Raw genomic sequence first — 12,631 nt, 5'->3', positions numbered from 1 at the left:
TTTAATAAAATTACTGGAATGCTTGTTTTATTTTATCAACAAGATTGCTCTCTACCATGTCCCTTGATAGCAGCACCATGTTTTTAATAGCCTCAGGGCTCGAGATGCCATGGCCAACCACAACAGGGGCATTAACACCCAATATCGGGCTGCCGCCATATTGCTCGTAATTAAACCTGTCAAAAAACTCGTCCTTCAGCTGTTTCTTCCTTGTAATAACATAAAACGATTCGGCCAGCTTTAATATTATATTGCCGGTAAAACCATCACATACATACACATCAGTCCCTTCGCTAAAAAGATCGCGTCCTTCAACATTACCAACAAAGTTAAACAACTTTGTTTCTTTCATTAAAGGGTAGGTAGCCTGGCAAAGTAAATTGCCTTTTTCTTCTTCTTCGCCAATGTTAATAAGGGCAACCCGCGGGTTACTGATATCATAAACAGATTGGGCAAACAAGCTGCCGAGTACACCGAACTGAACAAGCACATCGGGTTTGCAATCGGCATTGGCACCTACATCCAACAAAATACCCAAACCGCCTTTAAGTTTGGGTACAATAGTTGTCATGGCCGGGCGTGAAATACCCGGAATAGTTTTTACGCTGAACATGGCACCAACAAGCATGGCGCCGGTGTTACCAGCGGATGAGAAAGCCTGGATCTCGTTATTTTTTAACAGCTGGAAACCAACTGAAATGCTCGAATCAGGTTTCTGAACAATAGCTTTTGTAGGGTGCTCGCCCATACCAATAACTTCGGTTGTGTGAACAAACTCGAAGTGATCGGGGCTTACACCATTTTCCTGAAGAATACTTACTGTAACCTCCTTATCGCCAATAAGAACCAGCTTCTGGTTGGGCGATAAAGTTTTATAAGCTTCGATAGCTCCTAAAACAGCTGCTTTAGGGGCGTAATCACCGCCCATAATGTCCAAGCCAATCTTCATTTTCAGAAAATTAAACTTAGGCTACTGCTGCTTTCTCAATAAGTACTTTACCGTTGTAGTAAACGTTACCATCAACAGTATACGCGCGGTGAGGCAAGTGTATAGCGCCTGTAGTTTGACAAGTAGTTAAAGTTGGAGCTTCCGCTTTGTAATGAGTTCTGCGTTTATCTCTCCTCGATTTCGAAAATTTCCGCTTTGGATGTGGCATAATATCCTAAATTAATTATTTATTCATGTTTTTGAGCGCATCCCACCGTGGGTCTGTTTGCTCACTTTGTTCACCATTTGCCGATAAGCTATCTAACTTATCAAGCATTTCTTTATCGCAGGTTGAGGTATTACCCTCGCCGCATATGGATATAAACGGCACTGCAACATTAATGTATTCATATATCAACCCGGCAACGTCGATCTCGTGATCATTTTTGCCAAGTGTTATAATTTCTTCATCCTCATCAACCTCTTCATCACTAAACTTAGCTATCTGCTGTTCGGTGATGTCAAGCTGTATAGGCAATACTTTCAAACACCTGTCGCAGGTGGTTTCAACTGTACCATCTATCTTAAAGTTCAGGATCAGCATAGTTTCCTGCTTGTCCAGTTCAATTTCACAGTGCAGGGTTGCTTTCTTAACGAGCGAATATTCAAACTCGTCAAAAAAATCATCCTGTATGTCATACTCAAACAGGTGTTTTCCCAGTTTAAGCCCCGTAAAGGGAATCGAATATTTTTTAAGCGATTTCAATGAGCAACAATTAGCCCGCAAATGTATGGAAAAATACCATAACTGGAAAGTGTTTTTTCATTTTGCCTTTTTTGGGAGGTGAAAGGTAAAAGGCGAAAGGTAAAAGGTTGATAATTAAGGAGATTATTCGCCATGAATAATCTCCTTAATTATCAATAGATCAGTTTCCTGAAAGCTCTGGTTTCATTTTCGAGGCCAGTTGCAGCGCTTTATAGGCGTTTACTATACCGCCTGTTTTTGAGAGTGTTGTAAAATTCACCTTCTCGGTTTTGCTGCCGGGCTTCAAAACCATGGTGGTAGTAAGCGGCGTAGCCGAACCTAAAATGGCTTCTTTAAGCTGCTTGGCGCTCAGGTTTGGATAGTATTCAAGTATCAAAGCAGCTACACCTGCGGTAATTGGCGAGGCGAAGCTGGTACCATCTTCGGTATCCACTTCTGCATCGGTAGTGATAGATGTAACTTTTACGCCGGGCGCGAAAACATCAACGCTTTTTTTGCCATAGTTTGAAAAATCGCCTGCAAGGTTCTGCCCTAATTTAGGCCCCGAAGCTCCTACGCTGATCACGTTATCAGCATCTGTTGCCGAGCCATCTAAAAAAGTGTCATTCGGAAACTCTGGTTGCGTGTCCATATCCAGGTTATCATTACCTGCAGCCATCACCAGCAAAACATTTTTTGATGCCGCGTATTTAAAAGCTGCGTCAACCCATTCTTTGTGCGGAGATATTTTTTTGCCGAAGCTCATGTTAACCACCCTTGCACCGTTATCAACCGCGTAGCGGATGGCATTGGCTATATCTTTATCATATTCATCGCCGTTAGGTACAGCTTTGATGATCATCAGCTTAACATTATCGGCTACGCCATTAATACCGTAGTTATTGTTACGTACTGCGCCTATTAATCCGGCTACTCCGGTACCGTGGGCTGCATCTGCAAATTTCACCAGGTTGTTGCCGTAAGGCTTGCCATCCTGTACATCCGGATCATCGCCCACAATACGTTTGCGCGAGGTAAGATCAGGCGAGATATCATTGTTCAGTTTAGCCAGGTATTCACTCAGATCTTTAATGATCTTGGCATTGTTAGCGCCCACACCCTCCTGCGAGAAAACCGACTCCCAAACGTATTTGCTTTGGCTTAGGGTATCGTTAGCGGCTTTTACCCGTACCAGATCAGCTTTGGTAAATGTACCGTTGGCGGGTAAATTCAAGCTCCGTTTAATGTAACCACTGGTAACCATCAAAGCATTCATCACCGGCGAAAGCTGGCTAATCTCGGTGTTGGCTTTATTTACTGTAGAATCATAAACCGTTTTAACGCGCAGGTAATAGGCGTATTCCTTTTTATCGGTAGCGGTCGAATCTGTAGCAGAAGCGTATTTTCCTTTAAGCTTATTGTATTCGCGAACCTCCTCCGTAGTTTCGGTAAAATCGGCTCTGCCATCCGGGCCACCTAAAAAGTTCCAGCCGTGAATATCATCAATGTAACCGTTGTGGTCATCATCAATGCCATTTCCCGGAATCTCTTTGGTGTTTATCCAAAGTACCGGCTTAAGGTCTTGTTGTAAGGTATCGGCACCGCTGTCAATTGTTGCAATCACCACCGGCTTGCTTTTTTTTGTTTTCACAAACAGGTAAGCCTGTTTCAGGCTGATACCGTAGTAACCGGTTTCCTTTAAATCGAGCAGGTGCCAGGCCTTTGGCGGGGCTGGCTGGGCCGCGGCCATTTCTTGTGCCGAAGCTGGTAAGTTGAATAATAAAGCTGCTGATAAGGCTGTGCCGGTAATGTACTTGCAAAAATTGAACATTGAACTTGTTTTACGATTGAACAAAATAACGTGTCATTGCGAGATACGAAGCAATCCCCGATCTACAGAGCGGCCCTGCATAGTTTGGGATTGCTTCGTATCTCGCAATGACGTTTTTTATTAATCTGATTACTAATAACTTTATATCTAATTAAATAACTGCTTTTTACAACAGCTGATGATTTTTAAATATGGGCGTTGCCTTCGGCCGGGCTATCCGCTCATACGCCTACAGGCCTTAGCCACGAGGCCGGTATCCGCTCCTATCCCTAACGCAAACATACCCCTCATGTCATTGCGAGGTACGAAGCAATCGCATACTATACAGGGCGACCTTGCTTCCGTGCGATTGCTTCGTACCTCGCAATGACATGAGGGAGAGCGCTATCTTACAAATCAAACTTAATCCCCTGCGCCAATGGCAAGGTTTTAGAATAATTGATCGTATTGGTCTGCCTCCTCATATACACCTTCCAGGCATCTGATCCGGATTCCCTGCCTCCGCCGGTTTCTTTCTCGCCACCAAATGCACCACCAATCTCCGCGCCGGATGTACCGATGTTAACATTGGCAATACCGCAATCAGAACCCGCATAGGATAAAAATTGTTCTGCCTCGCGTAAATTATTGGTCATGATGGCTGATGATAAACCTTGCGGAACGCCGTTTTGCAGATCGATGGCCTCTTCAATAGTGCTGTATTTGATCAGGTAAAGTATCGGCGCAAAGGTTTCGTGTTGTACTATCTGGTAATGGTTTTCTACCTCGGCAATACATGGTTTTACATAGCAGCCCGATTCGTAACCGGCACCTTCCAGTTTGCCACCTTCTACCACAAAATTGCCGCCTTCGGCTTTACATTTTTCAATCGAGTTGAGGTATAAAGCTACGGCATCGGCATCGATCAGCGGACCCATGTGGTTATGCTCATCTAACGGGTTACCAATACGGATCTGTTTGTAAGCGTTAACCAATTTTTGTTTAAAGGTTTCGTAAACACTTTCGTGGATGATCAACCTGCGGGTGCTGGTGCAACGTTGCCCGGCTGTGCCCACTGCACCGAAAACAGCGCCAATTAATGACATATCCAAATCGGCATTTTCACTGATGATGATGGCATTATTGCCACCAAGCTCTAACAAACTTTTGCCCAGTCGCGCGCCTACAGCGGCACTCACTGCTTTGCCCATGCGGGTTGAACCGGTAGCAGAGATCAATGGTACACGGGTATCGGCAGCCATCAGCTCGCCTATATTGCGCTCGCCTATTACCAGGCATGATACGCCTTCTTCTATATTATTCTTTTTAAAAACTTCCTGCGCTATGTGCTGGCAGGCAATAGCGGTTAACGGTGTTTTTTCGGATGGTTTCCAGATACAAACATCGCCGCAAACCCAGGCCAGTAACGAATTCCAGCTCCAAACTGCCACAGGGAAGTTAAATGCCGAAATAATACCTACTATACCCAAGGGGTGATACTGCTCATACATGCGGTGCTCGGGCCTTTCGCTGTGCATGGTCAATCCATATAATTGGCGGCTCAAGCCTACCGCGAAATCGGCAATATCAATCATCTCTTGTACCTCACCGAGGCCTTCCTGCAGGCTTTTTCCCATCTCGTAAGATACGAGGGTACCTAAGTCTTGCTTGGCAGCGCGCAGGGCCTCGCCAATCTGGCGTACTATCTCACCGCGTTTGGGAGCGGGAGTTTTGCGCCAGGTTTTAAACGCCTTGGCGGCCTGCTCAACTACCTGGTTATAATCACTTTCGGTAGCTAATCGAACCGACGCTATCTTTTTGCCATCAACCGGCGATAGTATATCTTTTACAGTTGCACCGGCACTGCTGCTCCAGGTGCTGCCTGTACTAAAGGCCTCATTAATATCGTTTATATGTAAACGTTTTAGGATATCTGAAATATTAGGCTCCATAATTGTTACTTTTGTCAAAGGTAGAAATCTTTGAGCCAATTTTTCAGTATCCCCTATTTGTTGCCTGCTTTATCCATTGCTATTAATTATCAAGGCTTTGTAGTAAACAGGTGTTAACAATGTGTGAATGTTGAAAACTTAATTGCATTTGGGTTGGTTTGTTATTGTAATTTAAGACTCAATAAGTCTTTACAAGGCAATTTGTCAACCTAAAGCGGATGTTCTGCAAACAAAATTGAATGGAAGAAGAATTTGAATTTGGTTTTACCGAAGACCCAAAATTCTCGGTAGAACGGTATGAGGAAATGATCAGAAATCAGGACTTGTACTTTTTTGATGCCCAGGCGTTTGAGAACATTATCGACTACTACATCGAAAAAAATGATCCGGCCAAGGCATTACAGGTAGCAGAATACGCGCGAAATCAGCACCCTTTTGCGGCAATTTTCCTGATCAAACAGGCCCAACTGCTTGTGGTAAGTAACAAAGTTCCGGAGGCTTTCGCGGCCCTGGATAAAGCTGCTATGCTCGAAGCGTCCGACGCGGATATTTATATCATCCGTGGTAACCTGTACGAAAGCCTGGAGCGGTACGCCGAGGCGCTTGAAAATTACGAAAAGGCGCTCGACCTTGCCGAAGAAACCGACGAGATCCTGCTGCACATAGCCTACGTTTACCAAAACATGGGCGATTACGATACGGCCATCACTTACCTTAAGCTTTGCCTTAAGCAAAACATGGAAAACCAGGATGCCCTTTACGAGCTTGCTTTTTGCTACGACGTAATGGACAACCAGCAGGAAAGCGTTCAGTTTTATCAGCAATACATCGATAACGAACCATACAGCTATGCGGCCTGGTATAACTTAGGCAACGCTTTTACCAAGTTAAGCCTGTTTGAAAAAGCTATCGATGCTTACGACTATGCTATATTAATTAAAGACAGCTTCGCATCTGCCTACTTTAATAAAGGCAATGCGCTGGTTAACCTTGAAAAATATGCCGAAGCTATAGAAGTATATCGTCAAACTTTCGAGTACGAGCAACCCAATGCAGATACTTATTGCGCTATTGGCGAATGCTACGAAAAGCTGGAGCAGATGGATGACGCACGCGCCTTCTACAAAAAATCGGTTAAGATGGATCCGAAACTGGCTGATGCCTGGTTTGGAATTGGTGTAACACTTGATTTTGAGGAACGTTATTTCGAGGCCCTGCACTTTTACAAAAAAGCGCTTGATCTGGATATTGCCAACGCCGATTTCTGGTTCGCGATAGCTGATGCTGAATACAAACTTGGTCATTTGCCAGAGGCTGAAAAAGCTTACGAAAAAGTGGTTGAACTAAATCCGCTGGATATCGATGCGTGGCTTGACTATTCATCGATACTATACGAACAACAAAAGCTTAATGAAGCCACCGAGATCATTGCCGAAGCGATAAAAAACAACCCGGAAGCAGCAGAATTATACTACCGCATGGTAGCCTATCTGTTTGCTAAAGGCGAATTTAATGAGGCATTGAACAACCTGGAATCGGCCCTTACAGCCGATCCGGAAAAACATTATATCTTGTTTGATTACCTGCCGCAGTTACAAAATAACAAGGTGATCATTGATATCATTGCGAGATATACTCGTTAGGGTTAGGTTAGTGGTGAATGGTTAATTAGGTGAGTAGTTAACCTATCTGAAAGCATAAAAGAAAAAGGCGTAAATTTTGCGCCTTTTTCTTTTTATAATAACTACTACCGCGGGTTTAGCGCAGCGTAACCCGTGGGAATAATCGTTCGGGTCTCTGACCCGAGTGGGACTTAAGTTACAAACTTAAGTGATGGTGAACCACGGGTTACGCTGCGCTAAACCCGCGGTAACGAAAAGATAAGATACATGCCAACCACTCACCTAATCAACCACTCACCACCTAACAAAAACTTTACAGTCGACTTTAAAATCATTTAACATTTGAAATTTGCACATCTGCACATTTGTTGCGACATTTGCGCCGTTAGAACTTTTAGTTATAGGCTATAACCACCACAGTACGATGAACTACACTATTAATCATCTTCCCGAACGTACAGCTAAACCACGCGATAAAGGCATTACCATGGTTATGGATAAAGGCCTTAGCCTGCGCCAGGTTGAAGATTTCATTGAAGTTGGTGGATCGTACACCGATATTGTGAAGTTAGGCTGGGCTACATCATATGTAACCCCTAATCTGGATCAAAAATTACAGCTTTACCGCGAAGCCGGTATCCCGGTTTATTTTGGAGGTACTTTATTCGAGGCTTTTATTGTGCGTAACCAATTTGATGATTACCGTCGTTTGTTGGATAAATATAAACTGGAGCATTGCGAAGTATCTGACGGATCGATCACTATTGAGCATGATATTAAATGTAACTATATCAGTGAACTGGCCAAACAGGTAACAGTAATATCTGAAGTAGGCTCGAAAGATGTACAGAAGATCTTCGCTCCCTATAAATGGATCAAACTGATGAATGCCGAACTTGAGGCCGGCTCATGGAAAGTAATTGCTGAAGCCCGCGAAAGTGGTAACGTAGGTATCTACCGTGATTCGGGCGAAGTGCGCCAGGGATTAGTTGATGAGATCCTGACCCAAATCCCGGAAGAAGCCATCATTTGGGAAGCCCCGCAAAAAGCACAGCAAGTTTGGTTTATTAAATTGATAGGTGCCAATGTAAGTTTAGGCAACATAGCCCCGGCAGATATTATTCCTTTGGAAACTTTACGTCTGGGCATCCGCAGTGATACTTTCGATCACTTTTTAGAAATGTAATTGTTGACTGATCTTATATACAATTAACCAAGGTCTTCGGAGTTTTTCTGAAGACCTTTTTGTTTGGGCAGAGAACATGCTCAAGTACTTGCGCTTGTTTAAATGAATAAAACCGCCGTCATTTCGACGAACAGGGCGGGAATTGTGAGGGCGGGTGAGGAGAAATCTTGTACGCCTTGCAAATTCAACAAGCACAGCTGCCTTGTAGGGTGTACAAGATTTCTCTTTCGCCCCGATGCTCTATCAGCCTCCGCTCTATCGAAATGACATTTTTTAGAAGATATGACGGCTTCTAATGGTAATAAAAAAGGGTTGATCTTACTACAGACCAACCCTTTTCTTATAATAAATGTGTTTTCGCTTACTTCGCGCTAAAAATAACCGAAGTAACACCCGCAGTCATTGCAGCCTTGCTCGTCGGTTTATATACAAAGAATAGCTTATGCATTTTCCCATCCGTTACCGGTGTCAACACAATGTGCACAGCGCCGCCCTTAGCATCCTTAGCAGGCGCAGCCATGCTGCCTTTTCCGGCTACCGCGCCGGTTTCCGAATCAAGCCTTAACTCAAAATTGATAGGCGAGGTTGGAGGTGCCTGCCAAAAGTTGGTAAGGTTGATGGAACGCACGCCTGTTAAATCGATATTGTCAATTTCAAACCAGCCATCGCCACCAGGGTAGATCATCAGGTTAATACCATTGTATTTAAAGGCAGTGAAGCCGTTAAATTTCTCTGAACCTTTAAACTGATAAGTGCTGCTATTTAATGATACAATGTTGCTGCCGGTCATCTTTTTAATGTCGTTACCGCCATCATCAGTGTACTTAGCCGAGATCACCAATGCTGCTGATTGTTGTTTCTCTGGCGGAGCAGGTAAAATTGTACCAGATGCAGGTAAAGATGGTTTCTGATCGCTCTTATCCAACGACAGCACCCAGTTAATGATCTGATCAAGATCACCTTTTTTAATGCTTGGGTGTGCCGACATTGCCGTTTCGCCCCAAACACCTGCACCGCCTTTAATTACCTTTTGGCTAAGCTTAGCCGCGGCATTAGGGTCTTTTTTATATTTGGTTGCAACCTCTGTAAATGATGGGCCGATAGATTTACCATCTTCTTTATGGCAGCTTTTGCAATCCATGGTTAACATGATCGTTTTCCCACGGTTTTCAGGTTCGCCCTGTTCAAGCTGAGCTGCTGTTTGCGCCTTATCAAAGCCATCAATATAATCAAGCCCCACGTAAATCCGTTTCGGATCAACCGCCTTTGTATCCGGGCCATCAGTTACGTTAACAGAGTATTTAACGGGGAGACCTGGCAGGTAGAACGATTTATTCCCTCCGGATATATTGATGTTAACGGTAGGTTGCTCATTACCCGCGTAAACGGCTATAGGAGCGCTTTTGCTCGTTGCACCTTTATCATCTTTGGTCTCAACTGTAATTTTATAATCGCCTACTGTAGTATAAGTATAATCAAGCGTTGGCGTGGTAGTTTGCTTGGTTACGCCGTTACCCAAATTCCAGGTATAAGAAATATTATCTTTTTCAGGATCATGAGCATCAACCGAAAGTTTAACGGTAAATGGTAACACGCCCGATTTTTTATCAGCTTTAAATGACGAGATCTCTGGTGGACGATTACCCGATATATAATCAATCCTGAATAAGCCTGCATCCGGGTTATGGCTAAACCAGCCGCTGCCATATTCCAGGCCGTAAAGCCTTCCATCCGGGCCAACTTCCATATCTATCATCGAGTTCACCTTCAATTTAGGGAAGAATGGTTCCATTTTGTCAAAATCGCCATTGGGTTGCAGACTAACCGCTTTGATCCATCCGCGCATCCAATCGTAAGCTAAAAACTTACCATTATAGTAATCAGGCAGGCGGGTATCCGCAGGGAACATATCGGTATAATAAACCGGGCCGGCCATCGCGTTACGACCACCGGTGCCTACCTGAGGAAAATCGGCAGATGGCCCGTAAGGGTACCAGATAAATGCAGGATGAGCCGGAGGCAGATCAACCAAACCTGTATTATTGCGTGATTTGTTAACCGGGTGCTGAGGATCAAATGCAGGGCCTGATTTACCGGTTTCGTAATCATAAACATGGTAAGGCTTGTTGTTCCCTACAAAATATGGCCAGCCAAAGTTACCGGCCTCGCGGGCCTGGTTCACTTCATCATAACCCATTGGGCCACGAACATCCAAACTATCGTTATGTGCATCCGGGCCAACTTCACCCCAATACAAATAGCCGTTTTTCTGATCGACCGAGATCCTATAAGGGTTCCTATCACCCATTACATAAATTTCGGGACGCGTTTTTGGCGTTCCTTTTGGGAAAAGATTTCCTTCCGGGATCTCATAAGTGCCGTCATCCTTTAATTTTATACGCAGGATCTTGCCACGAAGATCATTAGTATTACCTGCCGAACGGCGGGCATCAAACTGCTGATGGCCTGGTCTGTCGTCCAAAGGTGCATAACCGCTGCTTACATACTTTTGTCCTTTTTCGTCGAATGGAGTTGAGTTATCACCAGCCGAGAAAAACAACATTTTATCCGGTCCCGGGCCAAATGCTATCGAGCCACCGGTATGGCAGCAGATCTCGCGTTGCGCTTTAACTTCTAAGATTACTTTCTCGGTCTTTTTATCAAGCGTATCGTTTTTAAAGGTAAACCTCGATAAACGGTTCACCGAACTATCGGCAGGGCTATAATAAATATAGACCCAGTTATTGTTAGCAAAGTCGGGGTCTTTAGCTAAGCCAAGCATACCTTCTTCGGCATTTACATTAGGCACGTGTGCTTTCCAGTACACGTCAAAAAAACCAACCTGTTTTACCTTTTGAGTATCGTGTTTGTAAAGCATGATCTCTCCGCGGCGTTGGATCACCATGATATCCAGGTTAGGAAGAACGGTCATTTCCGTAGGCTCAAAAAACTCGCCGGTTGAAAGTTGGGTCTTTTTAAAACGATCCTCTTCTGGCGGGTTTTGGGTTTTCGCCTTGCCGTAATCCAATTCTTTGTTATCGCCAATAGCATATTTAATACCAGCTAACAGCATTTTCAGGTAACCGGCTTCTTTATAACTTTCGTCGGTATGGCCCATAGCTGTGTAAAAAGCGCGACCGCCATCAAAATCATGGTACCAGGTTGCAGGGTGCAGCCCCATCCGTTTACCGCCTTTATAGCTATTTTCATCAAGGGTGATCAATACATGTACGTCTTCGGCCAGTGGCTTGCGGAAACTATAAAACTCGTCGGTACGTTTCCATACTTTGGGCAGATCTTTGGTAGCATCATTATTAGCATCTACTATGTTGTAGGTGCCGGGCTGTACGTTGGGATTTTTATCGTTAATACCAGGATGGTCGTAAAACCATGCACCAACTAAGCGACCATACCAGCCCCAGTCGTATTCGGTATCAGCCGCGGCATGCACCCCTACGAAGCCGCCACCGGCCTGTATATAACGTTCAAAGGCTGCTTCCTGACGATAATCAAGTACATCAGCAGTAGTGCTTAAAAATATCACTGTAGAGTATTGCTTCAGCGTATCATCATTAAACATAGCCGAGTTTTTTGTGGTATCAACATCAAAACCATTTTCGGCGCCAAGTTTTTTGATGGCCACAATACCGGCATCGATAGATGCATGGTGAAAGCCCATTGTTTTTGAAAAGATGAGCACCCGCGGCTTATTGGGGCGCGTTTTATTACAGGACATGTAAATGCAGCTTAAAGCCACAAGCACTACCAGGACGATTTTCTTCATATCGGCTTTTATATTGGTTTTGGGTTAATTGGTTTTAACGTTGTTGAATTTAGGATTTTATCAGCAATTTACTCAATCGATTGCAGTAAATTGTTGCCTATCAAATTTATAACTAAATATTTACGAAACAATACCCAATGTGTAAAAACGACACGATAATTTAAAATGAGGATTTTGGTAGATTGATTTGGGAAGAAGATTAGGTTGATCAATATAGAATGGAGAGTGGTTGAGACCTACGACTACCATTCACACATCATTGCGAGGTACGAAGCAATCGCACGGAAGCAGGGGGTTATACAAATCCGCCCTGTACCGTTCGCGATTGCTTCGTACCTCGCAATGACGGCGGGGAGAGATTAGCCTTAGCGCCTTAGCCACCCTTGCGAGCTTAACCTCGTGAACTATCCGCAAAAAAAACTTTGCGTCTTAGCGCCTTTGCGTGCTCAACCTATGCGCCACGCAAGGTAAGCCTGGCTTAGGAAAAGTATGTAAACGCAAAAAGCCTTAGTTGTTGACTAAGGCTTTGCATTTGTTACACCATTTAAGGCGATAAAGATCGGCACCGACCTACTCTCCCACGTTTTACCGCAGTACCATCGGC

Annotated in this window: 8 protein-coding genes; 2 read left to right on the top strand and 6 right to left on the bottom strand. The window is 44.2% G+C overall.

Features of this window, described 5'->3' with window-relative positions; translation table 11 throughout:
* Positions 1 to 10: 10 nt before the first annotated feature.
* From plsX to AAFN85_RS14235, 5 genes are all read right to left on the bottom strand, one after another.
* Positions 11 to 949 (bottom strand): phosphate acyltransferase PlsX, encoded by a 939-nt coding sequence (plsX, locus tag AAFN85_RS14255; RefSeq protein ID WP_347528095.1) that lies wholly within the window; start codon positions 947 to 949, stop codon positions 11 to 13.
* Between the two features lie 16 nt (positions 950 to 965).
* A complete protein-coding gene (rpmF, locus tag AAFN85_RS14250) occupies positions 966 to 1,157 on the bottom strand; it encodes a 50S ribosomal protein L32 (protein ID WP_347528094.1) in 192 nt (63 codons plus the stop codon).
* 15 nt (positions 1,158 to 1,172) lie between these two features.
* Positions 1,173 to 1,694: a DUF177 domain-containing protein gene (locus AAFN85_RS14245; RefSeq protein ID WP_347528093.1), complete on the bottom strand. Its 522-nt coding sequence runs from the start codon at positions 1,692 to 1,694 to the stop codon at positions 1,173 to 1,175.
* Positions 1,695 to 1,854: 160 nt separating this feature from the next.
* On the bottom strand, positions 1,855 to 3,504 hold the full coding sequence (locus tag AAFN85_RS14240; RefSeq protein WP_347528091.1) for a S8 family serine peptidase: 1,650 nt from the start codon (positions 3,502 to 3,504) through the stop codon (positions 1,855 to 1,857).
* A gap of 389 nt (positions 3,505 to 3,893) precedes the next feature.
* A complete protein-coding gene (locus tag AAFN85_RS14235) occupies positions 3,894 to 5,435 on the bottom strand; it encodes an aldehyde dehydrogenase family protein (protein WP_347528090.1) in 1,542 nt (513 codons plus the stop codon).
* Between the two features lie 239 nt (positions 5,436 to 5,674).
* On the opposite strand from AAFN85_RS14235, the gene AAFN85_RS14230 reads away from it, so the two are divergent.
* Both AAFN85_RS14230 and AAFN85_RS14225 read left to right on the top strand, forming a co-directional pair.
* Positions 5,675 to 7,078, top strand: coding sequence for a tetratricopeptide repeat protein (locus AAFN85_RS14230; RefSeq protein ID WP_347528089.1), 1,404 nt, complete (start codon positions 5,675 to 5,677; stop codon positions 7,076 to 7,078).
* A 403-nt stretch (positions 7,079 to 7,481) separates the two neighbouring features.
* Positions 7,482 to 8,243: a phosphosulfolactate synthase gene (locus tag AAFN85_RS14225; RefSeq protein ID WP_347528088.1), complete on the top strand. Its 762-nt coding sequence runs from the start codon at positions 7,482 to 7,484 to the stop codon at positions 8,241 to 8,243.
* A gap of 361 nt (positions 8,244 to 8,604) precedes the next feature.
* Here the strand turns inward: AAFN85_RS14225 and AAFN85_RS14220 are convergent, their stop codons facing one another.
* The gene (locus AAFN85_RS14220) at positions 8,605 to 12,027 is read right to left on the bottom strand and encodes a ThuA domain-containing protein (protein WP_347528087.1); all 3,423 of its coding nucleotides are present in this window, start codon (positions 12,025 to 12,027) and stop codon (positions 8,605 to 8,607) included.
* Positions 12,028 to 12,631: the final 604 nt, after the last annotated feature.

The organism is Mucilaginibacter sp. CAU 1740 (genome assembly GCF_039839285.1).
Classification (GTDB): Bacteria; Bacteroidota; Bacteroidia; order Sphingobacteriales; family Sphingobacteriaceae; genus Mucilaginibacter.
The sequence above is the reverse complement of the archived record's forward strand: the minus strand, read 5'-3'. Positions and strand labels throughout refer to the sequence as shown.